Below are 22,925 nucleotides of genomic sequence, written 5' to 3' on the forward strand. Positions count from 1 at the left end.
CAGGGAAGGTGGTTTTTATTATGGCGTCAAACAGCATGAAAAACAAAAAACCCCTATATCAGAGGTTTTCGTTTCTTTTATGGTCACACATATCAACTGTTCTACAATGGTGCGGCATGTTTGATATCATGAAGTATAATTAGTTGGCTGAGTTTGAGTGTAAGTGTCGTTGATATTGTAAGAGGAGATGATCTAGCTGCTGGCTATGTTCGATGGTCACTGTTGATGTCATCCCATTATGCAAGACAACTTTCATCAGCTCTTCTCTTTTTTCTTCGATTTGAGTTAATAATGATGTTTTTACCAAAGTCATGTTCCTTTCATGCAAATCTTGATAAAAAGAATCGATTCTATTATATCCATTTTAAGGTTTATTTTCAAATTTAAAGGATTCATTATCTTGATGTCAAATTAAATTATATAAGGTTTTAAGAGAATAGACCATCTTTATTGAGGTGATGTAAAAAAAATGAAATGATTTTGTCATCTCTTATTGTATATTTGTAAGAAGGGGGTGTTCTTTTGACAGATTTGAATTACTTTTTAGCATTTGGAGCAGGATTTCTTTCTTTTATTTCACCGTGTTGTCTTCCGCTTTATCCAGCATTTTTATCGTATATTACGGGCGTTAGTATAGATGAAGTGAAATCCGAGAAGGTGATGCTGAGAAAAAGAAGTCTGCTTCATACATTATTCTTTTTAATTGGTTTCTCTATTATATTTATTGCGATTGGGTTTGGGACATCGTTTGTCGGGAAGTTTTTTAATGATTATCATCAAGCGATTCGTCAAATTGGAGCCATCCTTATTATTTTCTTTGGTTTTATGACTCTTGGCGTATTCAAGCCCTCTTTCCTCATGGGTGAAAAGAGAATACAGTTCAAAAATCGTCCTGCTGGTTTTTTTGGATCCATTCTCATCGGAATGGGCTTTGCCGCTGGATGGACACCTTGTACTGGCCCTATTTTATCCGCTGTCATCACACTGGCGAGTAACAATCCTGAGTCGGCTGTCATGTATATGATTGCGTATATATTTGGATTTGCCGTCCCGTTTTTTATTCTCTCCTTTTTCATTACGAAAATGGGGTGGATCAGAAAGCGCCAGCAGCTCATCATGCGAGTGGGCGGGGTTATCATGATTGTGGTAGGGATTTTGCTGTTCTTTGATCTTCTCACATGGATTATCATCATGTTCTCATCATTGTTTGGCGGCTTTACAGGCTTTTGAAATCGTTTTCTACAGTCGCGGCGAATGGTTTTTTTTCGTCAATTGGAGTATATTATACATAGGCTGACCTTAAAGAATAAAGGAATGATTTGATATGATGATCTTGATCTCTTCTATAATTGCGGTATGTATGGCGGTGGCCGTCATGTTTATTCGCATTAAGTCATCTGCAAAACCTGCAACGGCAAAAAAAATTATTTTACCTCCTATTTTCATGAGCACTGGCGCACTGATGTTTTTTGTTCCAATGTTTCGGGTAACTGGAGCTGAATTTCTAGAAGCGATCACAGTGGGGATGTTTTTCTCTATATTTTTAATTAAAACATCGAAGTTTGAAATTAGAGGCAATGACATTTACTTAAAGCGGTCAAAAGCATTTGTGTTTATTCTCATTGGACTTCTTGTTCTTCGTATCGGGATGAAGACCATCCTAAGTTCTTCTATTGATTATGGCTCATTAAGCGGGATGTTTTGGATTCTTGCCTTTGGCATGATCGTGCCTTGGCGGGTTGCTATGTATTTGTCGTTTAGAAAGCTGTCTAAACAATTAGATCCGCAGCAGATTCAAATGAATTAAACCTCCTTTTTAAAGGAGGTTATTTTAATAACGATTCATATGGCGAGTGATCAATGTTTTTTTCTTGAAGGCGCTTCAATAAAAATTTATGATCACGCTTTGGTGTAGCCATAATGTAGCCGCGAATGATTAAGTCTAGATTAATGCTGGCAGCCTGTTCTTTTAATGCCAGCTCACCAATTTTACCCGCAATTTTTTCTTTGGCAACATCTCTAAACAGCTCTGGAACAGGTAATACGAGTTCATTTAACAGCTGTTTGTCCTCATCCCGCCAAAGGTGAAGGCTCTTTTGAATATATTCATCCTGCCAATCAAGCTCTGATTTCCCATCTTCCTTTGGCAATCGTTTTAAAAATTTGCGAAACATAAAAAAGCCACCGATTGCGAGTAATCCGATCATCACTGTACCCCAAAATAAAATGAACCACAAAAACCAGCCGCTTAACATGTTCTCACTCCTTATACCCCTTATCTCTCTATTTTATATTACATGAAGAGAGGATAGAAGAAAATAACAAAAATGTATGTCTATTATCTCTATAAACGCCCTTTTTCATTAATAGCCGCCCATTTACTAGAATGACCCAAACCGATTAGTAGAAATAGAATACATTATCATATAGCGACTCTACTATTTGGCCATGGTGGTTCGCAAAAGGTATGGACTTGAAACGAACGGGAAGAGAGCCCACCTATATGAAGGTGGGCTCTTAATGTTTGAAGTGCGGGATTTGAAAGGAAAATGCACCGCTTGGATGGTCGGAACATTTTTTAATTTTTATCGATATGATTTGGTTTTCATAATCTGTTGCAATGTCTTTGTCGTTTAAATAAAAAGGAAGCATCACGCTTTTTTCAATTGGCTGTTCGCCTTCACCTTTTGGCTTTTGTACTGTGTAAGTCAACGTCAGCTCATGTCCAGCGAAGGTCAGCTTTACATCAGTGATCGATAAGGTGGAGACATCGATTTCAATAATATAATCACGGCTTGTTTCATAAAGATCAATTGGGAGGTGTTCATCATACCAGGCAAATGGATCATCCATTAAAACATTGAGCCAATCATCTATTTCAAGGAAATCAGAGGAATTCGATTGCTTTTCATTCTCCATAAACACTCCTCCATCACATCTCATAATAAATCATATGATGAAAATAGAAATGTGTGAAAGACCTAAAACATCCCGTGTGGTCACGGGATGAGAGGGGAATGATTACATATCATGATGAGAATTGTGCTTTTGTCTTGTATGGTTGCGGTTTTTCACTTTTTTACTGCCTGATAACGGCTCAGGCTGACCGCCTTGATGCTCCTTAGGAGAGTTTTGACGGATGTCTTTCCCTGTGTTTTTATTCGTCATGATGTTAGGCTCCTTCTTATTGATTTTTTTTGCGTTTTTTATTGTTTTGTCTTTGTTCTTCTGTTAAAACGAGTTGATCATCTTCCGTATAGCCTGCGCCATTACCTTGGCTTTTGGCTGAGTTCATGCCGTCAATGACATGATTTGCTTTGCGTTTTGTCATGTTCTTTCACCTCATTTGTAGTATGAACCCGCTGCGCTTCGTTTATGAAGAGTAAACATTTCCTAATGATAAGTTAAACTTATTGAATTTAATAAAAGCATTGTTATTTACTTATGTATGAATTTGTTTTAAGATGAAATTGTGAGAAAATTGTGGTGAAATACGACGATTTTTCTGAGAATTGAAATTGATCTTGATCATCAAAAGGGGGATTTTGGACATGTCGAAACAGCAGCAAGTCGCTAAACAAGACGCTTTTCAATCTAGAAAAACGTTTTCGACAAATGGGAAAACGTATCACTATTATTCGTTAGAAGCACTAGAGAAACAAGGAATCGGAAATGTTTCTAAGCTGCCTTATTCCATTAAGGTGCTTTTAGAATCAGTGCTTCGCCAAGTAGACGGTAGAGTGATCAAGAAGGAACACGTTGAAAACTTGGCAAAATGGGGAACTGCCGAGGTAAAAGAAATTGATGTTCCATTTAAACCTTCTCGTGTTATTTTACAAGACTTCACGGGTGTACCAGCCGTCGTTGACCTTGCTTCTTTAAGAAAAGCAATGGCAGATGTAGGCGGGGATCCGGATAAAATTAACCCTGAAATTCCAGTTGACCTTGTTATTGACCACTCAGTACAAGTTGATAAAGCTGGAACTGAAGATGCATTAAACATTAACATGGATTTAGAATTCGAACGTAACGCAGAGCGTTATAACTTCCTTAGCTGGGCAAAGAAAGCGTTTAACAACTACCAAGCTGTTCCGCCTGCAACAGGAATTGTTCACCAAGTGAACTTAGAGTATCTTGCAAGTGTTGTTCATGCGATTGAAGAAGATGGCGAGATCATCACTTACCCAGATACATTAGTTGGAACTGACTCTCATACAACGATGATTAACGGTATCGGTGTACTTGGATGGGGCGTTGGCGGTATCGAAGCGGAAGCTGGTATGCTTGGTCAGCCTTCATACTTCCCTGTACCAGAAGTGATTGGTGCTAAATTAGTTGGAGAGCTTCCAAACGGAACGACTGCAACTGACCTTGCATTAAAAGTCACACAAGTCCTTCGTGAAAAAGGCGTAGTAAACAAGTTCGTTGAGTTCTTCGGACCTGGTGTTGCCCAATTGCCATTAGCAGATCGTGCAACAATTGCGAACATGGCGCCAGAATACGGTGCTACTTGTGGATTCTTCCCAGTAGATGAAGAAGCGCTTGCTTACCTTCGCCTTACTGGACGTGATGAAGAGCAAATTAATATCGTTGAAGAATATTCTCGTGCAAATGGCTTATTCTATACGCCAGATGCAGAAGAACCAATTTTTACTGATGTTGTGGAAATTGATCTTTCTAAAATTGAGTCAAACTTATCTGGTCCTAAACGTCCACAAGATTTGATTCCACTTTCTCAAATGAAAGAGACGTTCCATAAACACATCGAAAGCCCAGCTGGTAACCAAGGGTTTGGCTTAGATAAATCAGAGCTAGATAAACAAATCGAATTTGATCTTGCAAACGGTGAAAAAGCTGTGATGAAGACAGGTGCGATTGCGATTGCAGCGATTACGAGCTGTACGAATACATCGAACCCATACGTGTTAATTGGAGCAGGTCTTGTTGCGAAGAAAGCTAGTGAGCTCGGTATGAAAGTGCCAAACTACGTGAAAACGTCACTAGCGCCGGGTTCTAAAGTTGTAACAGGATACCTTGTGAATTCAGGACTTCTTCCATATTTAAGAGACCTCGGATTTAACATTGTAGGGTATGGCTGTACAACTTGTATCGGAAACTCAGGACCGCTTGAGAAAGAAATTGAAGATGCTGTCTCTGAAAATGATCTGCTGATCACTTCTGTTTTATCAGGTAACCGTAACTTTGAAGGTCGTATCCATCCGCTTGTGAAAGGAAACTACCTTGCATCTCCACCATTAGTTGTGGCTTATGCACTTGCTGGTACGGTGAATATTGATTTAACAAAAGATCCTATCGGTGTCGATAAAAATGGCGAAAACGTTTATTTCAATGACATTTGGCCATCAATGGACGAAATCAACAGCGTCGTTAAAAGCACTGTCACACCTGAGCTATTCCGTTCAGAGTATGAAACTGTTTTTGACAACAATGACCGCTGGAATGAAATTAAAACGACGGATGATGCATTGTACAAATGGGATGAAAATTCCACATACATTGATAACCCGCCATTCTTTGAAAACCTATCAGTTGAACCTGGTAAAGTTGAACCACTTAAAGGCTTGCGCGTAGTTGCGAAGTTCGGTGACTCTGTTACAACTGACCATATTTCTCCTGCTGGAGCGATTGGTAAGGACACACCTGCGGGCAAATACTTGCAAGAAAGAGGCGTGTCGCCTAGAGACTTTAACTCATATGGATCTCGCCGTGGTAACCACCATGTCATGATGAGAGGTACTTTTGCAAACATCCGTATTAAGAACCAAATTGCACCAGGAACAGAAGGCGGCTATACAACTTACTGGCCAACTGGTGAAGTGACATCCATTTATGATGCATGCATGCGCTATAAAGAAGATGGAACAGGTCTAGCGATCTTAGCAGGTAAAGACTACGGAATGGGTTCTTCACGTGACTGGGCTGCAAAAGGAACAAACCTTCTTGGAATTAAATTTGTTCTAGCTGAAAGCTTTGAGCGTATCCACAGAAGTAACCTTGTTTTCATGGGCGTACTTCCTTTGCAGTTTAAAGACGGAGAAAGTGCAGAAACTCATGGTCTAACAGGAACAGAAACATTTGAAGTTCATGTTGACGAAACAGTTCGTCCGCGTGATCTCGTCACTGTGAAAGCAATTGACACAGATGGCAACGAGAAAACATTTGAAGTGGTCGTTCGCTTTGACAGTGAAGTTGAAATTGACTACTATCGTCATGGCGGTATCCTTCAAATGGTACTTCGCGAAAAATTGGCAAGCAACTAATACAGCAAAGAAGAGAAGGCGATTCAACAGCTTTCTCTTCTTTTTTAAAATAGTGGAGGATCAATCATGTGGAAAAAAGGAATGGCAAGCGCTGTTTTACTTGTGTTGATTGGTTTACTTGCATGGAATTTATTTGGGCCAAAAGAGCCCGCAATCGGTCTTGAAAAAGGGGATCAAGCCCCTGATTTCGAACTAAAAACCCTTGATGGCAAAACCGCCTCGTTATCTGATTACCGAGGGAAAAAGGTGCTCGTCAATTTCTGGGCGACATGGTGTAAGCCATGCAGGACAGAAATGCCGGATCTAGACGCAATTAGGAGCGAAAATGACCAAGTTGAAGTACTAGCGGTGAATTTGACAACCACTGAAAAGAGTGTAGATCATGTGGCAGCATTCACAAAAGAATTAAAGCTGAGCTTTCCTGTTTTATTGGATCAAAAAGGCATTCAAGCAAGATATCAGGTGCTTTCATACCCAACGACCTACATATTAGATGAAAAAGGACGCATCATGTCTGTGAAGCATCAAATGCTGACAAAAAAAGAAATTGAAAAAGAGCTGGATCTATAATGATTCAGCTCTTTTTGCTTATTTTCCAAATGTTTTGGCGAAAATGTAATCATACATATATGGAGGTGAGTGGAATGAGAAGAAGAAAACGACGCACATTTGAAGAGCTTGTGCTTGAAAATAAAAAAGAATTATTAAGCAATGAGGAATTTTTAAACCAGCTCGAAGAAAAGTTGGAAGAACGATTTAGACAAAAATAAGTCATGAATTATCCGTTTTCGTTCATCCTAAAGGAGAGGGAGGGATGAATAATGGGTAGAGAGCATGATAAACAAGCGCAGTTTACACCAGACCATTTAGGGACAAAACCTGTAGCATACAAACGGAATAAAGGTAAAAAGATGCATAATAAATCAAATGAACAGCCAGATGTGATACAGACAAAGGGCGAATAAGGAGGGGAATCATCATGAATAACGAGTCATATCAATCCAATCCAGATGATCGATCTGATAATGTTGAAAAGCTGCAAGATATGATCGAGAACACGCTTGACAATATCGATGAATCTGAAGCAGCGATGTCCGTTTCGACAGAGACAGAAAAGCAAATGATCAAACAAAAAAACGAAAACCGCAAAATGAGTATTGACGCGATGCGTTCTGAGATCAAGGACGAAGAAGCAGCAAGAAAGAATGGCTATACTGAATAAACCAGGGATTCCTGGTTTATTTTATTGCCTCTTTTTAGAAGAACCATTTGGAATGTGGTAAAATGGCAGAGACAGACCTTAGGTTTTGATAGGAGAGCGATGAAAACGTGTATGTATCCAAAAAAGAAATAGAAGTCCGTTATGCAGAAACAGATCAAATGGGCATCGTATATCATGCCAATTATTTAATCTGGATGGAAGTCGGCAGAACAGCATTGATTAAAGAATTAGGGTTTTCGTATGCGCAGCTAGAAGCAGATGGTGCTCTTGCACCTGTTATAGACTTGCAGGTTCAATATAAAAAACCATTGCTGTATGGTGAAACAGCAACCGTTCATACATGGATTGAAGAATATAATGGTGTCAAAACGGTGTATGGCTATGAAATTCAAAAACCTGATGGACAAACAGCGATTACAGGGACAACCTCACATATTTGTGTAGATAAAGATACCTTTAGACCTATTCAATTTAGAAAAGCCTTTCCTGCTTGGCATAAAGTATATGAACAGTCGAAGAAGCAGGTTTAATTTATGGCTTTTGGTATTAAACGAAGCGATTTAAACGCTTGGAAAACAGCTGTCCATGAAGGAAAAGTTGCTTTTTTAACACACTACTGGCTCGATGACCGTTTTCCAAATGCCAATACCGTCACAAAAGCAGCCTGTCAGGATATGAAGCGGTTAGTTGAGTGGGGAGAAAGACATGGGCTAAAAAAAGAATGGATTCATGACCGCGAAGGGTTTCCTCATTTTGACTTGATCGGTGAGCCGCAAAAAAGAATTCTGCAAAAGGAACGGTCTTTAGGAAACATTCAAGAGTATGGGCTGTATATTGAAGTGTAAAACAAAAAAGATACCCGAGGGATGAGGTATCTTTTTTGTTTATTCATAATGAAATTCTGGTTCTTTCACGGACTCGTTATAATCAATATGCAGATCATGGTTGTCAAAGTACCAAATATCACTTTCCTCAATAAAGAAAGTAATACCTTCTATTTCAGCAGTTGCGCCGGCATTTTGAGGTTCATCTTTTGCGACGCCGAGAGAAAAGCCTTTTTGAACATTACTGCACCCGCCATATCTCACAAAAAAGCGAACTTGATCACCTTTTTCTAAATCTAATTCATCCTTGTACCAATTGAGTGCATCTTCTTTTATTGTTAATTTCAATGTGATCGCCCCTTTTTGAAGTCATGCTGTTTTTAAAATGCAGGATGCAAAAACAGCTTTCTTTACTTTTACCACATATTTAAATGGATGAAACGGCTAGAGCCATTTGATTTTCGGTTCAGTTTTGTTGAGAATTCGTTTGAGGTTGGCGATGTGTCTGTAAATCACAAAGCCAGCAAGAACGGCAACAACAATGATTAAGAATAGGTCTTTGGTGAATATGCTGTAAATGAATGTATAGATCCCAGTCAGCATAGATGATAGTGAAACATATTTACTAATGTATAAAAATAAGAAAAAAGCAGCGATCATCGTGATAAATAGGAATGGGGCGTAAAATAGCAACACACCGCCTGATGTAGCGACTGCCTTTCCCCCTTTAAATTTTGCAAAGACAGGAAAGCTGTGACCGATAACAGCAGCAACTCCTGCTAATAAGGGATGGATGTCCAGCTGCATGAAAAACGGTAAAGCTGAAGCAAGCGTCCCTTTTAGGATATCAGCAGTAATCACAATAGACCCTGCTTTTACGCCAAGTGTACGAAATGCATTCGTCGCACCCAGGTTTCCGCTGCCATGTTCACGGATATCGATACCCTTTGCAGCTTTCCCGACAATGAGACCGGATGGAATACTGCCGAGAAGATAAGCCAAAATAAACATCAAAGCAATTAACATCTGCATAACTCCTTTATATTCTCCCTCTTGTCTTACATTTTAACATGATCTTGTGAAAAACATGGGGAACTTTTTTTGAAAAAATCCAAAGCAGATGGATTCAGCTTTGTTTTTAAGCAGAAATTCGCTAAAATAGAGGAAAAGGAGTGTCTTGATGAACAATCCTACGAAAGAAGAAATCGGCCGTATATTAAAGAGCAGTAAACGAATTGCTGTTGTTGGATTATCAGATCAGCCGCACCGGACGTCTTATATGGTGTCTAAAGCGATGCAGGATGCCGGGTATGAGATTATCCCAGTGAATCCAACGATCGATGAAGCACTCGGTGTGAAAGCAGTCGCTTCTTTAAAAGACATAAAAGAGCCTGTTGATATCGTCAATGTCTTTAGACGTTCAGAGTTTTTGCCAGAGGTGGCAGAAGAGTTTCTCCAAATAGACGCACCTGTTTTTTGGGCGCAGCAAGGCATATATCACGATGAAGCGAAAAGGCTGATTGAGGAAAATGGCAAGGTCGCCATCATGGATTTATGTATCAAGGTGGCTCATGCGTTGACAAAAACTCATTAATTCGTCAAAAATCCTTGGTTTTTCAAGGATTTTTGCTTTTTTGTTGCAGAAATATATTTGCGATTCTAGAAGAAAGCGATAAAATAAGGCGACAGGGACATATCGGCGGCCTTGCATATCGAGAAAAAGAGCGATAAGATAAATATAGAACATTTGTTCTGTTTTGCTAAAACCATCATATGATTGCATTTGGCTTATGAAACAGTCTTGTTTATAATGGACTTCTAGTTCTGATTGCAGAATGTAGAATGATTCTCATAGCTGTGCAAAAGAGCATGTATTGGTCAATCCCACATGCATGGTGATGATGCAGCTTATTAAAGTGGACAGTAATGAGCAGCATGATCATCATTAAAATCTAGAGAGATCATTTGATGATTAGCCGGTTATGTTTGTTAGTGAAAGGGGATTAAGCATTTGGTTAAAAAGCAGCAAGTAGATTATAACGATGATTCTATTCAGGTGCTAGAGGGGCTTGAAGCGGTCCGTAAACGTCCAGGGATGTATATTGGATCTACGGATTCCCGCGGTCTTCATCACCTTGTCTATGAGATTGTAGACAACTCTGTCGATGAAGTGCTCGCTGGCCATGGAGATCATATCATTGTCAAAATACATAAAGATAACAGCATTTCCGTCCAAGATAAAGGGCGAGGAATGCCTACTGGTATGCATAAGCTTGGAAAACCGACACCTGAGATCATTTTAACGGTCCTGCACGCAGGCGGAAAATTTGGTCAAGGTGGATATAAAACAAGTGGTGGACTTCACGGAGTTGGGGCATCGGTTGTGAACGCGCTGTCAGAATGGCTTACTGTCACGATTGAACGGGACGGATTTATTTATCATCAGCGCTTTGAAAACGGCGGTAAACCTGTCACATCACTTGAAAAAGTCGGAAAATCGAAAAAAACGGGAACACTAATTCATTTTAAGCCGGACCCAACCATGTTCAGTGTTACGACCTATAATTTCGATACATTATCAGAACGTTTAAGAGAATCTGCCTTTTTATTAAAAGGGTTAAAAATAGAGCTGATCGATGAACGGCATGATGTACAAGAAACGTTTTATTATGAGACAGGCATTGAAGCCTTTGTTGCTTATCTAAATGAAGAAAAAGATGTTCTAAGTGAAGTCGTCTCATTTGAAGGAGAGCATCAGTCCATTGAAGTAGATTTTGCTTTTCAATTTAACGATGGCTACTCGGAGAATATCCTTTCCTTTGTCAATAACGTCAGAACAAAAGATGGCGGAACACATGAGTCTGGCGCCAAAACGGCCATGACGAGAGCCTTTAACGAATATGCACGCAAAGTGGCCCTTTTAAAAGAAAAAGACAAAAATTTAGAAGGCACTGATATTCGCGAAGGACTGTCTGCTATTATTTCTGTCAGAATTCCTGAAGAGCTGCTTCAATTTGAAGGGCAGACAAAAGGAAAGCTTGGGACAAGTGAGGCTCGTTCAGCTGTTGATGCTGTTATTTCTGAAAAACTTGCGTATTTCCTTGAAGAAAACCGGGAAACAGCCACTCTTCTTGTGAAAAAAGCGATTAAAGCGCAGCAGGCAAGAGAAGCTGCTAGAAAAGCCCGTGAAGAAGCGAGGAGCGGCAAGAAGCGGAAAAAGTCTGAAGCAACGCTGAGCGGAAAATTAACACCTGCCCAATCTAGAAACCCAGCAAGAAACGAACTATATCTAGTAGAGGGTGACTCAGCGGGCGGGTCAGCAAAACAGGGACGTGACCGTAAATTCCAAGCGGTGCTGCCTCTGCGCGGAAAGGTCATCAATACTGAAAAAGCAAAGCTTGCTGATATTTTCAAAAATGAAGAAATCAACACCATTATTCATGCAATTGGTGGAGGCGTCGGTGTCGATTTTAATGTGGAAGACATCAATTATGACAAAATCGTCATCATGACAGATGCGGATACGGATGGAGCGCATATTCAAGTGCTTCTCTTAACATTCTTCTACCGCTATATGAAGCCGCTGATTGAGCATGGCAAAGTGTTTATTGCACTTCCGCCTTTATATAAAGTCAGCAAAGGCTCAGGAAAAAAAGAGATTATTGAGTACGCATGGTCTGATGAAGAAATGGATGACGTATTGAAGAAAGTTGGAAAAGGGTACACGATTCAGCGCTACAAAGGGTTAGGTGAAATGAATGCCGACCAGCTATGGGAAACGACAATGAATCCAGAATCGAGAACACTTGTCAGGGTCAAAATTGATGATGCTGCACGTGTGGAACGACGCGTCACAACTCTAATGGGTGACAAAGTTGAACCACGCCGTAAATGGATTGAAAAGAATGTCGCCTTTGGACTTGATGAGGAAAGCAACATTCTTGAAAATGAAAACTTGTCGCTAGCTGAGGAGGTTTAAACATGGCACAACAAGAACGATTTCATGATTTACCATTAGAAGAAGTAATCGGCGACCGGTTTGGGCGCTATAGTAAATATATTATCCAAGACCGTGCGCTTCCAGATGCACGTGATGGTCTAAAACCCGTACAACGAAGAATTTTATATGCGATGTACGCAGAAGGAAATACGCAGGATAAAAACTTCCGTAAAGCCGCTAAAACAGTCGGTAACGTGATTGGTAACTACCATCCGCACGGGGACTCATCTGTTTATGAAGCGATGGTAAGAATGAGTCAGGAATGGAAAGTACGAAATGTGCTGATTGAGATGCACGGAAATAACGGGAGTATTGATGGAGATCCGCCTGCTGCCATGCGTTATACGGAAGCAAGACTGTCTGCCATTGCTTCGGAGCTTTTAAAGGACCTAGACAAGGAAACGGTCGAATTTGTTGCAAACTTTGATGATACAAGCAAAGAGCCAGTTGTATTACCAGCAATGTTCCCAAATCTTCTCGTGAATGGATCAACAGGGATTTCAGCTGGTTATGCGACAGATATCCCCCCGCATCATCTTGGAGAGGTCATTGATGGCGTCATTAAGCGAATTGAACAGCCGCATTGTACGGTTGAGGATTTAATGACAGTCATCAAAGGGCCGGATTTCCCAACGGGCGGTATCATTCAAGGTGTAGACGGTATTAAGAAAGCGTATGAAACAGGAAAAGGGAAGATCATGATTCGCGGAAAAGCGGAGATTGAAACCATCCGCGGCGGACGCCAGCAAATCGTGATCACAGAAATTCCTTACGAAGTGAATAAAGCCAACCTTGTCAAAAAGATGGACGAGTTCCGAATTGAAAGAAAAGTAGAAGGTATTTCAGAGGTCCGAGATGAAACAGACCGTACTGGGCTTCGAATCGTAGTAGAGCTGAAAAAAGAAGCAGATGCAAATGGTGTGCTGAATTTCTTATATAAAAACTCAGATCTGCAAATCCCGTATAACTTTAATATGGTAGCGATACATAATCGAAGACCTACCTTAATGACGCTCACAACTGTACTAGATGCATATATTGCCCATCAAAAAGAAGTGGTGACGAACCGCTCAGCGTACGAGCTTCGAAAAGCGAAGGAACGCCACCATATTGTCGACGGTTTAATTAAGGCACTTTCCATCTTAGATGAAGTCATTGCCACAATCCGCTCCTCTAATGATAAGCGAGATGCCAAGAACAACTTGATGGCGAAATATGATTTTACAGAAGCACAATCAGAAGCGATTGTTTCACTCCAGTTATATCGTTTAACGAATACAGATATTACGCAATTAAGAGACGAAGCAAGAGAGCTTGATGTGCGCATCGCAGAGCTTGAAGACATTTTAGCGAACGAGAAAAAGCTACTGAAGGTCATTACAAACAGCCTGAAAAAGCTCAAAAAGACATATGCTGATGAGAGAAGATCCGTCATTGAGGAAAAAATCGAAGAAATTAAGATTAACCTTGAAGTGATGATCGCATCAGAGGATGTTTACGTGACAGTCACGAAAGATGGTTACATTAAACGAACAAGCCAGCGCTCTTATGCTGCCTCTAACGGTAAAGACTTTGGCATGAAAGATACTGACCGTTTGATTCATCAGTTTGAAATGAATACAACGGATGTTCTTCTGCTGTTTACGAATAAAGGAAGCTACATTTATTGCCCTGTTCACCAGCTGCCAGATATACGCTGGAAAGACATGGGGCAGCATATTACAAACATCATTTCAATTGATCGCGAGGAATCAATCCAAAAAGCCATTCCAATAAAAGAATTTGATGAAACGTCATATCTTTTATTCTTTACGAAAGGTGGAATGGTGAAGAAAACAGAGCTTCTTCAATATAAAGCGCAGCGTTATTCGAAACCGCTTGTCGCCTTGAATCTAAAAGGTGACGATGAACTCGTAGATGTTCATGTCACAACAGGACAGCAGGAATTGTTTATTGCAACGAAAAATGGTTACGGTTTATGGTTTGATGAAGAAGAAGTAAGTGTTGTTGGACCGAGAGCGGCAGGTGTCAAAGGAATCAACTTGAAGGAAGGGGACGAGGTAGTCTCTGGCCAGATCATTGATCCGAAGAACGATGTCCTTGTGCTCACAACACAAAGAGGGGCTGTAAAGCGAATGAACCTCTCTGAATTTGATAAAACATCAAGAGCGAAACGCGGAGTTCTTATGCTGAGAGAGTTAAAGAAAAACCCGCACCGTATTGTGGCTGTGATCGCTGCAGCGCTGCACGATACACTTGAGATAGATACCGAAAAAGGCACAACAATTCCACTAGATATTTCTACTTTAAGAGCGAATGACCGCTATAGTAATGGGTCATTTATTGTAGATGAGGAAGAGCAGGGAGAAGTGACTCATGTCCTTCTGACTCCTGAACGTGCACCAGATGACAATAAATAAGCAAACGAAAACCCCCTGCGATTGCCAGGGGGTTTCTTTTTATATACAGTTCAATTAGCTCTCGTGGTTGCCAAACATGCTTGTAATGGCGTGCACTACTTCAATTCCTTGGTAAACGAAAAGAGAAAGTGAAGTGACAGAGAATAGACCTAGAATGAAAATTCTTAAGAAAAATAACATCGTGTAAAACCTCCCAATTTTTGTTTTGATTTAGATGGTTGGGTTAAACACGAGCTTGTCGGAAATAAGAAGATTGATAGAACACTGCAAGTAAATGCTTCTTTTTCCGGTCAAATCGATCAGTATGAGTGATGCGCGCAAATCCAGCTGTCATACTTCCAATAATCAGCAGTGCTGTAAATGCGGCAAATACTGCGCTCACATGTTTTTGTTTCTTTTCATCGCCCATTGTCTGGACGATTTTCATTTCATGTGATTCTTGATCGGCAACCATCTTCGCATGATGGTATACCTGAACGGAATGAGGCATTGAGAACAAATGAAAACTTGCAAGTGCTATACATAAAACACCTAATTTTAATAGCATATTTTTTTTCATTTTTCTCACCCCTTCCTGGTTATTTTCATGATCTTACCACGTTTTCAGTTATTTGAAAAGTCTTATTTTTTTACTTTCCCTCTTTAAAAAAACGATAAACATCAGGACATCTATAGGACTGTTTCACTTCATGAAAGGTTTCAATTTTATTTTTTAAATTTAAAAAAAGTGCCATGATCAAGGATCAGACACGTTTAGTGAGCTTGTAATGAATGTGGTTTTGCTACAGCTTTAGTAAAGATTCCTGCAATACATATGGCAAATAGAACAAAGATAAAGGCATGAAGCAGTCCAACTTGATTAGCAAGCAGCCCTAAAATAGGAGGGCCGGAAAGGGAGGCTGTGTAACCAGATAAGGTCACAATACTGACGCGTTTGACAGCGTACCGGCTATCATCGCCAGCTGCAGAAATGGTCAGCGGAAAGCCTAAAGATGCGCCAAGTCCCCATAAAAAGATCGATATCATACATACAACAAGTGAAATCTTTAAAATGACTAAGAATAGTCCGGCAGCTGCTGATAAAATGGCCACTCTTAGCAATAACACTCTGCCAAAGCGATCAATCAATCGTCCGCTGATCAGTCTGCCGCTAATCATGCCGCACAAAAACAAAGCATAGATGACCGTACTCATGGAATGTGAAACTTGATAGCCATCCACCATTGCAAGTGGAATCCAATCATTGGCCGAGCCTTCGACAAACGCAAGACATAAGGCAATCATCGCAAGAGATATCGTACGTTTGTTCAGCCATGCTGTTTGAGCAGGTTCAACTGTATCTGACTGCTTCTCATGCTGATCTTTTCCTGTCCCATGCGGAATAAACCGTGTACAAATCAATATGCTGAGGAAGAATAGAAGGGCAATAACGAGAAGGTGTATCAATACAGAAACCCCTAGATGGATAAAAAGAATACCAGCACCTGCTCCAATTAACGTCCCAATGCTAAAGGAAGCGTGCAATATAGGCAGAATGGTTTTCTTGATGCTGTACTCAATCTCTGTTCCTTCTAAGTTCATCGCTACATTACACATGCCAGAGCCTGCTCCAAAAAGAAAAAGACCAGAAGTGACGACAAAGATAGAAGAGAGCGTGGAACCAATGGCAAGAGTAGTGAATCCAAGGAACATCAAAAAAGCACTGATCACAATCGCCACTCGGCCGCCTTTTTTGCGGACGAATACATTTGAAAGAACAAGCCCAACAATTGAGCCAACAGATAAACCGAGTAAAATAAGTCCCATTGTTCCTGTGTTTGCTTGTAATAAATCTCTAACTTCCGGTGTCCGCGAAAACCATGTAGAAATGGAGATTCCAGACATCGTAAAGATCACAATAATTGCTTTATACCACTTTAATTCCATCTAATCCCTCACATTTAAAGATATATATATGTTATTGAACAAATCTACTCGATTATAAATGAGACTTGCTGATTCGTAAATAACAGGAGGGAGGAACGTAATGAAAAAATGTTAGTCAAAAGAAATTTCTTTTGGTGAGAGGTGAAATTGATGGATACACAATGATTAATGAGCATTTTTCAAGTGTAATGTTGGACTAGATGTTTTGACATATTAGAACGAAAAAAGCATTGATTTGGTAAACACATAATCGAACATCAACTGGAGCTATAATGAACGCTTGATACAAAGCTCATAGCATCTGGCGTTGTTGTGACAAAAACGTTGCAGTGAAATGTTTATGGCCATGAAATCGTCAGAATATCATCAAAGCATTTAGATGAATCAATTTAAAATTGATTTTTTCTTTTTTGTCTCAATAAGATAAGTATACTTAGTTTTGAGACAAAGAAAATTCGTTTGTTGTTTAAACTTCCTAGAATATATATTATGTAAACTAAGAAATGAGAATACATATTTAATTTTTCACAACCTCTACCACCTTCTCAATAAATTAGATTGGTCGTAAAGGTTGTGCCTTTCCTTATTGGCTGCAACAGTAAATTAAATACTTTGGGATATTTCGTTTAAAAATATTTTTCTCTTTTCATCTGTTGTTAAGTTAACTCTTGAAAAATGAATCCATTGGGTGGCTTCATTTTTAAGTCCCAAGTCAGCAAGAGTTCTGTTAATAAAAACGCTTTGAATCGCATTCCCACCTTCAGATTCTATATAATCCTTATCTGTTGTAGATGTTGAGATCACAGTTGTTTTTTTAATATTTGTCAATAAACCTTTTAAAGCCCCAGTGTTTTTATCTTCTAAGAATGCGAAACCTCTTAACATGACTTTATCAATAAATCCTTTTAAAATTGCAGGTAAATCCCACCACCAGACAGGAAATATAAATATTAATTCAGTTGCCTGACTTAATTTCTTTTGATAATCCTTAACTAATTGATAAGGTGTTTCGCCTTTAATAAAATACTTCAATTCTTCAGCTGAAAAAACGGGATTAAACCCATCTTTATATAAATCGATCACTTGAAATGGTTCTCTCTTTGTTTCTAGATTTTCTGTAATGGAAGTCAAAATGGCATGATTATAGCTTCCGTCCCAAGGATGTGCATAGACAATCGTTTTCATTATTCATTCACCCTTTTTTGTTATTTTCATCATATTTTGATGTACATTCATTTTATTGTATGCTATAACGTACTACAAGTACGGTAATGAAAGTGCGATACTAACCTAAAGGAGAGTGTGAAATGACGAAAGAATCCTTTACAGCTAATGTTGACCTAAAAGAAACTGGATTTGGGTACACATTATCTTTAATTGGTGGGAAATATAAGATGACGGTACTGTATGCTTTATATGCAAACAATGGTCCTATTCGCTATAATCAGTTAAAAAGAATGCTCGGAACTATCTCTTTTAAAACATTAACCAATACACTAAAAGAACTTGAAGCGGATCAATTAATTAATCGTAAAGAATATCCTCAAGTGCCTCCAAAAGTAGAATATAGTTTATCGGAAAAGGGATTATCATTGATACCTGTATTAGATGCAATTTGTTATTGGGGAGAAGAACAAATGAAAAAATAGTTAAAAGTTGAGTGAAATTGTACTTTTGGGCAAAAAAGATTGCGCATTCAGGCAAGAAAAAGAGCATCTCACTTGAGATACTCTTAGAATGATAATGAAACAGCTATTTTTCGATGAAATCTGTTGGTCTTACCCGCCAAACCCCTCCATATCATCTAAATTCATACCAATACAAGCTGCTAACTTTCTTCTAAAATCATGGAAGTCACTGTATGACCAATGTGCTTCGCAATGAGTAAAATCCAATCCCATGAAGCATTCCTCCGCTTTCAAGTTGTATTCTACGGCTTATTTTGACTTAATCCCTGCCCCGCAAAGAGGTATGACGATGGTTTCTTTTGATTCCTTTTTATATTTCAAGTAGCCGGCAAAATTGACTGCAGAGGTCACTTCCACATAAAATCCTTTCTCACTTAGTTTAGAGCGTGCATTCAATATCTCATTTTCTTCAATATCTATAAATGTACCATTGGTATCTTGTACAGCTTCTAGAATTTGTTTGGAGCGCGCCGGGGCAGCGATGGCTATCCCTTCTGCTAAGGTCCCTGTATTCGTAACAAGCGATGCTGATTCCTCCCCGTTTTGATAAGCTTTCACAAGAGGTGCACAGTTTTTCGCTTGTATGGCAATGATTTTCGGTGTTTTATGAATCAAACCATTTTCAAATAACTCTTTAAAGCCATAATATGCTCCTAGAAGGAGAGTGCCGTTTCCAACCGGAATGATTACAGCATCTGGTGCTCCTTTTATTTGTTCATAGATTTCATATGCGTATGTTTTTGTTCCCTCAAAAAAATAAGGATGATATACATGGCTTGCATAAAATACGTTTTCGTCGTCTACTGCTTTTTGGGCTGCAGCAGCAATGTCCTCGCGAGTACCACGAATTTCTTTAATCGTTGCTCCATGGGCTTTTATTTGAGCGACCTTTTTAGGTGAAGTTTCATCGCTTAAATAGATGTCACATGCAATCTCGCAACGAGCTGCATAAGCGGCAATCGCTGTTCCTGCATTCCCGCTGCTATCCGCAATGACTTTTGATACCCCTAATTCCTTTGCCTTTGTCATTAAAACAGCAGCTCCTCGATCTTTAAAGGAGAGTGTAGGCATCATATAATCAACTTTTACATAAGTATTTGGCTCATTCGGATCTAAAAGGATTAACGGAGTTTGACCTTCACCCATTGTTACAGATTCCCAAGTCTTAGAACCCTTTGAAAAGGGCATGGTTTCAACATAACGCCATAATGAGTTTGGATAGTGATCCCAAGCCGCCATATCTATTTTAGGGGTATCTTTCACCAGGTTTAATACGCCGTTACAATCACATTTCCATAGGGTTGTTGTCATCTCATATACTTTCCCACAATCGTTACAAATCAATTGATTCATCGATCATCATCCCCTTCGAATAATTTTTTATACGAAATATACTTTTTTATATATCATAGGCAAAAAAATATTCTAAATATAAGAAATAGCATCAATTTCAATTTTGAAACCGAAATGTAATTCATTCGTTGGTACAACAGTACGTGCTGGTTGGTGTTCACCGAAAAATTCAGTGTAAACCGCATCTACCTTGTCCCATAGTTCAATATCAGAAATGTATAATGTCATACGCAAAATTTTTTCTTTTTTACTTCCAGCCGCTTCTACAATCATCTCGACATTTTTAAGCGCTTGTAATGTCTCTTCTTCAATGGGACCGAATTCTTTTTCTCTCGTTTCAGGATTGATGGCAAATTGTCCTGAAACATAGACCGTGTTTTGATGAACGGTTGCGAATGCATAGTGTCCGTTGGCTTTTAGATTCCCTACCTCAAAGATGCTTTTCATTTCGTTTCCCCTTCATTCGATTTATGTTTGATCTCATCCAAATAGCTATAGACGGTGACTTTAGAAATACCTAACATAGATGCGACCTTCTCAACTGAACCTTTCATTAAAAAAATTCCCTTTTCATCCATAAACCTTATTAATTCAATTTTTTCATGGCGTTTCATGACTGGGTGAACACTGTTTTCAATGATCTGTTGAATCAATTGATCTACGATTTCTTCCACATTTTCAAGATCATCATTTGTTGTTGTTTCATTCTCTTGAACTTCAACTTTTGTAGAAAGAAAAGTATCCATAAATTGCTGCATTTGATTCAATGCTTCAACATCAAAATTGATACAGAATGCACCAATTACCTTTTGCTCGGAATCACGAATTAATGAAGTCGAAGAACGAATGGTACGGTTGTCTTCGGTTTTAAATGTATACCCAGCGAGATAATCTTCTTTAAAATCTTCTGATTGTAAAACAGTCTTTACCAAATGATCAAATGATTGACCGATTTTTCTTCCCGTGACATGATGATTGACTGTAAACATGACTGATGCTTGAGGGTTCGTTAAATCATGAATCACGACTTCACAATTTGGTCCAAACATTTTTGCAGTAGATTTTGCTAAAGGAATATAGCTCTGTAATAAATTATTTATATGTTCCATGCCTAAGCACCTCATTTGTTTATTCCAATAGATTATATAATTTTTTATATATAAAAACAATATATAGATTTTTTTATACATATTGAAAAAGTGGAGAAAATATAAAAAAGCAGCCATTGACTGCTTTTTTTGCTCCTTTCTAATTGATTTTTTGCTGGATCCCAGACAAAATGACGTCAATTCCCCACCTGAACCGTTCCATCGATACGGTATCACCTGCAAACATTTCTTCTTTCAGGCTATTGATGAAAGGAAACCGCGTTTTGTCTGCATCATGAAATGTTTTTTTTGTATCTGAAATTTGCGAAGAGCCTTGTTTCTTCCAAGAGACCTTTTCGTATGCTACGGAAGATACATATAACAGTAACAGGTCTACTCCCCATGCAGCGGATGTAGATTTGATTCCGCCTTCATGCAGTGCAGCGAGAAGATGTTCGGTCAACTGTAAAAAGTTCGTTCCTTGCGGGATGGTGGAAAGAGAAATTTCAGCAAGACCTGGCTTTTCGTATAGCAGCAGGAAATAAGTATGCAATATGTCAAATAACTGTTCTTTCCATGTGCCACCCGCTGAATTTGGATAAACCATTTGGCCGAGACCATAATCTAATACGTAAGCACTTAGTTCTTGAAAATTGTTCACGTAGACATACAAGGATGCAGGTCCTGTATCTAATGCTTTAGCCACCTTACGCATACTCATGCCCTCTAACCCTTGCTCCTTAAGAAGGTCAAAGGCAGTTTTCACAATGAGTTCACGGCTTAAAGGCTCTTTAGCCGGCTGAGACCGACGACTGATAATACGACGATTTGAATTGTTCATACTCTCTTTATAACATGTCAAAGTCAAATAGTAAATTGAGCATCAATCTCCGTTTTCTTGAAAAGAATTCATCATATCTGCAAGCTTGACCGCAGCATTTTTTGAAAAACACAGTTTTAAACTTTTTTCTGATTCATGAGCTTTCTCCGATGAATATTCGTACATCATGTCTTCGTATTCTTCTATAGCCTTTTCGATATGATGAGGATTTCGGACAATCGCAAGTGCGAGTTCCATTGCATCAAACATCGCCATGTTTACGCCCTCCCCTGCGAATGGTGACATGACATGAGCTGCATCACCGATAAGCGTTACTCCTTTATGGCGGTTCCATTTAAAACCGACAGGAAGCGTATAAATCCGTCTTGGAATGATGGCATCTTCTGCATAACGAATATAATTTTTCAGCTGATCGTCCCAATCACTAAATAACTCTAATAATTGTTCTTTTGCTTCTTTCGCTTGATGAAAAGGAATACCACAAGCCTCAATCCAGTTACGTTCTACCATAAGGCTTGCATACACTTTTATTCGTCCATCCCCGTTTAACTGACCAATCAGTCCTTTATGGTCTGCTAAAGCAAACATCTTCCCGCGTTTATTAAATGCAGCTAAATCAGGGTGATTCACCTCTACGTTGAGGATATTCAGTTCCAGCATCGTGAGTCCGGCGTATTCAATATCAATATCTGTTAACAGAGGACGCACACGAGAAAAAGCACCATCTGCTCCAATTAAAAGATCAACTGTCTCGACAACTCCGTTTTCAAAATGAAGCTCCGTCATGCCGTTTTCTAGTGAAACGCAACTTTCTAGTTTATAACCATATTTGATGTTCTCAGCATCAATTTGATCTAACAGCAGTTCGCACAAAACACCACGGTCAATTTCTGGGCGGGTGCCTTTTTGATCTGGTTCCGTTTCTTCATCTAAATAAATTTTTCCTGACTTATCAAGTAATCGGAAATCTTCTCCTTCATAGCGGGCGTTCCTTTGAAATTCCTCATAAATTCCCGCTTCTTTTAAAGCTTTTTGGCCTGTTTCTTCGTGAATATCCAGTGAGCCCCCTCTTTCAAGACTCTTGTCATGCACCTCTCGTTCATAGATGGTTGTTTGTATACCGTAATTTTGCAGTATTAAGGCGAGCGTTAACCCCCCAGGTCCTCCTCCAATGATAGCGATTTGCTTTTGATCCTTAGATAATGCCGTCATCGTATGCATCTCCTCTTCTTTATGAAAATCGTTTAAAGTCACATCTCATTTATATTATAACGAACACCGT

30 protein-coding genes are annotated in these 22,925 nt (G+C 39.2%); 13 read left to right on the forward strand and 17 right to left on the reverse strand.

The window, feature by feature from the left end; genetic code table 11:
* Positions 1-139 precede the first annotated feature (139 nt).
* Positions 140-313, reverse strand: coding sequence for an aspartyl-phosphate phosphatase Spo0E family protein (locus NSQ72_RS08595; RefSeq protein WP_369810454.1), 174 nt, complete (start codon positions 311-313; stop codon positions 140-142).
* A 209-nt stretch (positions 314-522) separates the two neighbouring features.
* Here NSQ72_RS08595 and NSQ72_RS08600 point away from each other — a divergent pair, with 209 nt between their 5' ends.
* Both NSQ72_RS08600 and NSQ72_RS08605 read left to right on the forward strand, forming a co-directional pair.
* Entirely contained in the window at positions 523-1,230 is a 708-nt protein-coding gene (locus tag NSQ72_RS08600; RefSeq protein ID WP_341083811.1) for a cytochrome c biogenesis protein CcdA, read from the forward strand.
* 94 nt (positions 1,231-1,324) lie between these two features.
* Positions 1,325-1,807: a CcdC family protein gene (locus NSQ72_RS08605; protein ID WP_024425136.1), complete on the forward strand. Its 483-nt coding sequence runs from the start codon at positions 1,325-1,327 to the stop codon at positions 1,805-1,807.
* A gap of 19 nt (positions 1,808-1,826) precedes the next feature.
* Here NSQ72_RS08605 and NSQ72_RS08610 read toward each other — a convergent pair whose 3' ends face one another.
* From NSQ72_RS08610 to sspO, 4 genes are all read right to left on the reverse strand, one after another.
* Positions 1,827-2,255, reverse strand: coding sequence for a DUF2621 domain-containing protein (locus NSQ72_RS08610; RefSeq protein ID WP_024427086.1), 429 nt, complete (start codon positions 2,253-2,255; stop codon positions 1,827-1,829).
* Between the two features lie 262 nt (positions 2,256-2,517).
* Positions 2,518-2,919, reverse strand: coding sequence for an Hsp20/alpha crystallin family protein (locus tag NSQ72_RS08615; RefSeq protein WP_039178919.1), 402 nt, complete (start codon positions 2,917-2,919; stop codon positions 2,518-2,520).
* Positions 2,920-3,021: 102 nt separating this feature from the next.
* Positions 3,022-3,168 (reverse strand): small acid-soluble spore protein P, encoded by a 147-nt coding sequence (locus tag NSQ72_RS08620; RefSeq protein WP_003211331.1) that lies wholly within the window; start codon positions 3,166-3,168, stop codon positions 3,022-3,024.
* Between the two features lie 16 nt (positions 3,169-3,184).
* Positions 3,185-3,331, reverse strand: coding sequence for a small acid-soluble spore protein O (sspO, locus tag NSQ72_RS08625; RefSeq protein ID WP_106025114.1), 147 nt, complete (start codon positions 3,329-3,331; stop codon positions 3,185-3,187).
* 220 nt (positions 3,332-3,551) lie between these two features.
* On the opposite strand from sspO, the gene acnA reads away from it, so the two are divergent.
* From acnA to NSQ72_RS08660, 7 genes are all read left to right on the forward strand, one after another.
* Positions 3,552-6,281, forward strand: a complete 2,730-nt coding sequence (gene acnA / locus NSQ72_RS08630) for an aconitate hydratase AcnA (protein WP_039178925.1) — start codon at positions 3,552-3,554, stop codon at positions 6,279-6,281.
* Positions 6,282-6,347: 66 nt separating this feature from the next.
* A complete protein-coding gene (locus NSQ72_RS08635) occupies positions 6,348-6,851 on the forward strand; it encodes a TlpA family protein disulfide reductase (RefSeq protein ID WP_047203113.1) in 504 nt (167 codons plus the stop codon).
* A gap of 74 nt (positions 6,852-6,925) precedes the next feature.
* Positions 6,926-7,051 (forward strand): FbpB family small basic protein, encoded by a 126-nt coding sequence (locus NSQ72_RS08640; RefSeq protein ID WP_003211002.1) that lies wholly within the window; start codon positions 6,926-6,928, stop codon positions 7,049-7,051.
* Between the two features lie 51 nt (positions 7,052-7,102).
* Positions 7,103-7,246, forward strand: a complete 144-nt coding sequence (locus NSQ72_RS08645; RefSeq protein ID WP_008357830.1) for an acid-soluble spore protein N — start codon at positions 7,103-7,105, stop codon at positions 7,244-7,246.
* A 14-nt stretch (positions 7,247-7,260) separates the two neighbouring features.
* Positions 7,261-7,503 (forward strand): small acid-soluble spore protein Tlp, encoded by a 243-nt coding sequence (gene tlp, locus NSQ72_RS08650; protein WP_024427090.1) that lies wholly within the window; start codon positions 7,261-7,263, stop codon positions 7,501-7,503.
* Positions 7,504-7,610: 107 nt separating this feature from the next.
* A complete protein-coding gene (locus NSQ72_RS08655; protein WP_024425143.1) occupies positions 7,611-8,033 on the forward strand; it encodes an acyl-CoA thioesterase in 423 nt (140 codons plus the stop codon).
* Between the two features lie 3 nt (positions 8,034-8,036).
* On the forward strand, positions 8,037-8,348 hold the full coding sequence (locus NSQ72_RS08660) for a hypothetical protein (RefSeq protein WP_106025113.1): 312 nt from the start codon (positions 8,037-8,039) through the stop codon (positions 8,346-8,348).
* Between the two features lie 39 nt (positions 8,349-8,387).
* Here NSQ72_RS08660 and NSQ72_RS08665 read toward each other — a convergent pair whose 3' ends face one another.
* Positions 8,388-8,675 (reverse strand): HesB/YadR/YfhF family protein, encoded by a 288-nt coding sequence (locus NSQ72_RS08665; protein ID WP_024425145.1) that lies wholly within the window; start codon positions 8,673-8,675, stop codon positions 8,388-8,390.
* Between the two features lie 96 nt (positions 8,676-8,771).
* The gene (plsY, locus tag NSQ72_RS08670; protein ID WP_024425146.1) at positions 8,772-9,353 is read right to left on the reverse strand and encodes a glycerol-3-phosphate 1-O-acyltransferase PlsY; all 582 of its coding nucleotides are present in this window, start codon (positions 9,351-9,353) and stop codon (positions 8,772-8,774) included.
* Between the two features lie 154 nt (positions 9,354-9,507).
* Between plsY and NSQ72_RS08675 the strand changes: the two genes are divergently transcribed.
* From NSQ72_RS08675 to parC, 3 genes are all read left to right on the forward strand, one after another.
* Positions 9,508-9,921 (forward strand): CoA-binding protein, encoded by a 414-nt coding sequence (locus tag NSQ72_RS08675; RefSeq protein WP_039178937.1) that lies wholly within the window; start codon positions 9,508-9,510, stop codon positions 9,919-9,921.
* Between the two features lie 417 nt (positions 9,922-10,338).
* Complete coding sequence (gene parE, locus NSQ72_RS08680; RefSeq protein ID WP_039178939.1) at positions 10,339-12,306, forward strand: DNA topoisomerase IV subunit B; 1,968 nt, start codon at positions 10,339-10,341, stop codon at positions 12,304-12,306.
* Between the two features lie 2 nt (positions 12,307-12,308).
* Positions 12,309-14,747 carry a DNA topoisomerase IV subunit A gene (parC, locus tag NSQ72_RS08685; RefSeq protein WP_059375377.1) on the forward strand — a complete coding sequence of 813 codons (2,439 nt, stop codon included), beginning with the start codon at positions 12,309-12,311 and terminating at the stop codon, positions 14,745-14,747.
* Positions 14,748-14,801: 54 nt separating this feature from the next.
* On the opposite strand, the gene NSQ72_RS08690 is transcribed toward parC, so the two are convergent.
* The 4 genes from NSQ72_RS08690 to NSQ72_RS08705 all read right to left on the reverse strand — a co-directional run bounded on the left by NSQ72_RS08690 (position 14,802) and on the right by NSQ72_RS08705 (position 17,858).
* Positions 14,802-14,927, reverse strand: coding sequence for a hypothetical protein (locus tag NSQ72_RS08690; protein ID WP_254966705.1), 126 nt, complete (start codon positions 14,925-14,927; stop codon positions 14,802-14,804).
* A 43-nt stretch (positions 14,928-14,970) separates the two neighbouring features.
* Positions 14,971-15,306 (reverse strand): hypothetical protein, encoded by a 336-nt coding sequence (locus NSQ72_RS08695; RefSeq protein ID WP_341083813.1) that lies wholly within the window; start codon positions 15,304-15,306, stop codon positions 14,971-14,973.
* Positions 15,307-15,500: 194 nt separating this feature from the next.
* Entirely contained in the window at positions 15,501-16,673 is a 1,173-nt protein-coding gene (locus NSQ72_RS08700; protein ID WP_126681905.1) for an MFS transporter, read from the reverse strand.
* Between the two features lie 603 nt (positions 16,674-17,276).
* The gene (locus NSQ72_RS08705; protein WP_341083815.1) at positions 17,277-17,858 is read right to left on the reverse strand and encodes an NAD(P)H-dependent oxidoreductase; all 582 of its coding nucleotides are present in this window, start codon (positions 17,856-17,858) and stop codon (positions 17,277-17,279) included.
* A 122-nt stretch (positions 17,859-17,980) separates the two neighbouring features.
* Between NSQ72_RS08705 and NSQ72_RS08710 the strand changes: the two genes are divergently transcribed.
* Complete coding sequence (locus tag NSQ72_RS08710) at positions 17,981-18,322, forward strand: winged helix-turn-helix transcriptional regulator (protein ID WP_064498515.1); 342 nt, start codon at positions 17,981-17,983, stop codon at positions 18,320-18,322.
* Between the two features lie 129 nt (positions 18,323-18,451).
* Here the strand turns inward: NSQ72_RS08710 and NSQ72_RS08715 are convergent, their stop codons facing one another.
* The 6 genes from NSQ72_RS08715 to NSQ72_RS08740 all read right to left on the reverse strand — a co-directional run bounded on the left by NSQ72_RS08715 (position 18,452) and on the right by NSQ72_RS08740 (position 22,855).
* Positions 18,452-18,574, reverse strand: a complete 123-nt coding sequence (locus NSQ72_RS08715; protein ID WP_341083818.1) for a hypothetical protein — start codon at positions 18,572-18,574, stop codon at positions 18,452-18,454.
* A 36-nt stretch (positions 18,575-18,610) separates the two neighbouring features.
* Positions 18,611-19,714, reverse strand: a complete 1,104-nt coding sequence (locus NSQ72_RS08720; protein WP_341083819.1) for a threonine synthase — start codon at positions 19,712-19,714, stop codon at positions 18,611-18,613.
* A gap of 72 nt (positions 19,715-19,786) precedes the next feature.
* Positions 19,787-20,161 carry a RidA family protein gene (locus NSQ72_RS08725; RefSeq protein WP_039178961.1) on the reverse strand — a complete coding sequence of 125 codons (375 nt, stop codon included), beginning with the start codon at positions 20,159-20,161 and terminating at the stop codon, positions 19,787-19,789.
* On the reverse strand, positions 20,158-20,823 hold the full coding sequence (locus NSQ72_RS08730) for a helix-turn-helix transcriptional regulator (protein ID WP_341083820.1): 666 nt from the start codon (positions 20,821-20,823) through the stop codon (positions 20,158-20,160). Before NSQ72_RS08730 ends, NSQ72_RS08725 begins: the two co-directional genes overlap by 4 nt.
* 139 nt (positions 20,824-20,962) lie before the next feature.
* Positions 20,963-21,643 carry a TetR/AcrR family transcriptional regulator gene (locus tag NSQ72_RS08735; RefSeq protein ID WP_341083821.1) on the reverse strand — a complete coding sequence of 227 codons (681 nt, stop codon included), beginning with the start codon at positions 21,641-21,643 and terminating at the stop codon, positions 20,963-20,965.
* A 42-nt stretch (positions 21,644-21,685) separates the two neighbouring features.
* Entirely contained in the window at positions 21,686-22,855 is a 1,170-nt protein-coding gene (locus tag NSQ72_RS08740; RefSeq protein WP_039178969.1) for an FAD-dependent oxidoreductase, read from the reverse strand.
* Positions 22,856-22,925 lie beyond the last annotated feature (70 nt).

It is taken from the genome of Bacillus sp. FSL R5-0659 (assembly GCF_038008785.1).
In the GTDB taxonomy this organism is placed as follows: Bacteria; Bacillota; Bacilli; order Bacillales; family Bacillaceae; genus Bacillus; species Bacillus safensis.

Excerpts from the sequence above, each read along its gene's own strand:
- NSQ72_RS08595 (WP_369810454.1), bottom strand. The coding sequence starts at position 313 with ATGACTTTGGTAAAAACATCATTATTAACTCAAATCGAAGAAAAAAGA.
- NSQ72_RS08605 (WP_024425136.1), top strand. The coding sequence starts at position 1,325 with ATGATGATCTTGATCTCTTCTATAATTGCGGTATGTATGGCGGTGGCC.
- NSQ72_RS08610 (WP_024427086.1), bottom strand. The coding sequence starts at position 2,255 with ATGTTAAGCGGCTGGTTTTTGTGGTTCATTTTATTTTGGGGTACAGTG.
- NSQ72_RS08615 (WP_039178919.1), bottom strand. The coding sequence starts at position 2,919 with ATGGAGAATGAAAAGCAATCGAATTCCTCTGATTTCCTTGAAATAGAT.
- NSQ72_RS08620 (WP_003211331.1), bottom strand. The coding sequence starts at position 3,168 with ATGACGAATAAAAACACAGGGAAAGACATCCGTCAAAACTCTCCTAAG.
- sspO (WP_106025114.1), bottom strand. The coding sequence starts at position 3,331 with ATGACAAAACGCAAAGCAAATCATGTCATTGACGGCATGAACTCAGCC.
- acnA (WP_039178925.1), top strand. The coding sequence starts at position 3,552 with ATGTCGAAACAGCAGCAAGTCGCTAAACAAGACGCTTTTCAATCTAGA.
- NSQ72_RS08635 (WP_047203113.1), top strand. The coding sequence starts at position 6,348 with ATGTGGAAAAAAGGAATGGCAAGCGCTGTTTTACTTGTGTTGATTGGT.
- NSQ72_RS08640 (WP_003211002.1), top strand. The coding sequence starts at position 6,926 with ATGAGAAGAAGAAAACGACGCACATTTGAAGAGCTTGTGCTTGAAAAT.
- NSQ72_RS08645 (WP_008357830.1), top strand. The coding sequence starts at position 7,103 with ATGGGTAGAGAGCATGATAAACAAGCGCAGTTTACACCAGACCATTTA.
- tlp (WP_024427090.1), top strand. The coding sequence starts at position 7,261 with ATGAATAACGAGTCATATCAATCCAATCCAGATGATCGATCTGATAAT.
- NSQ72_RS08660 (WP_106025113.1), top strand. The coding sequence starts at position 8,037 with ATGGCTTTTGGTATTAAACGAAGCGATTTAAACGCTTGGAAAACAGCT.
- plsY (WP_024425146.1), bottom strand. The coding sequence starts at position 9,353 with ATGTTAATTGCTTTGATGTTTATTTTGGCTTATCTTCTCGGCAGTATT.
- NSQ72_RS08675 (WP_039178937.1), top strand. The coding sequence starts at position 9,508 with ATGAACAATCCTACGAAAGAAGAAATCGGCCGTATATTAAAGAGCAGT.
- parC (WP_059375377.1), top strand. The coding sequence starts at position 12,309 with ATGGCACAACAAGAACGATTTCATGATTTACCATTAGAAGAAGTAATC.
- NSQ72_RS08690 (WP_254966705.1), bottom strand. The coding sequence starts at position 14,927 with ATGTTATTTTTCTTAAGAATTTTCATTCTAGGTCTATTCTCTGTCACT.
- NSQ72_RS08695 (WP_341083813.1), bottom strand. The coding sequence starts at position 15,306 with ATGAAAAAAAATATGCTATTAAAATTAGGTGTTTTATGTATAGCACTT.
- NSQ72_RS08700 (WP_126681905.1), bottom strand. The coding sequence starts at position 16,673 with ATGGAATTAAAGTGGTATAAAGCAATTATTGTGATCTTTACGATGTCT.
- NSQ72_RS08705 (WP_341083815.1), bottom strand. The coding sequence starts at position 17,858 with ATGAAAACGATTGTCTATGCACATCCTTGGGACGGAAGCTATAATCAT.
- NSQ72_RS08710 (WP_064498515.1), top strand. The coding sequence starts at position 17,981 with ATGACGAAAGAATCCTTTACAGCTAATGTTGACCTAAAAGAAACTGGA.
- NSQ72_RS08715 (WP_341083818.1), bottom strand. The coding sequence starts at position 18,574 with ATGGGATTGGATTTTACTCATTGCGAAGCACATTGGTCATACAGTGAC.
- NSQ72_RS08720 (WP_341083819.1), bottom strand. The coding sequence starts at position 19,714 with ATGAATCAATTGATTTGTAACGATTGTGGGAAAGTATATGAGATGACA.
- NSQ72_RS08725 (WP_039178961.1), bottom strand. The coding sequence starts at position 20,161 with ATGAAAAGCATCTTTGAGGTAGGGAATCTAAAAGCCAACGGACACTAT.
- NSQ72_RS08730 (WP_341083820.1), bottom strand. The coding sequence starts at position 20,823 with ATGGAACATATAAATAATTTATTACAGAGCTATATTCCTTTAGCAAAA.
- NSQ72_RS08735 (WP_341083821.1), bottom strand. The coding sequence starts at position 21,643 with ATGAACAATTCAAATCGTCGTATTATCAGTCGTCGGTCTCAGCCGGCT.
- NSQ72_RS08740 (WP_039178969.1), bottom strand. The coding sequence starts at position 22,855 with ATGACGGCATTATCTAAGGATCAAAAGCAAATCGCTATCATTGGAGGA.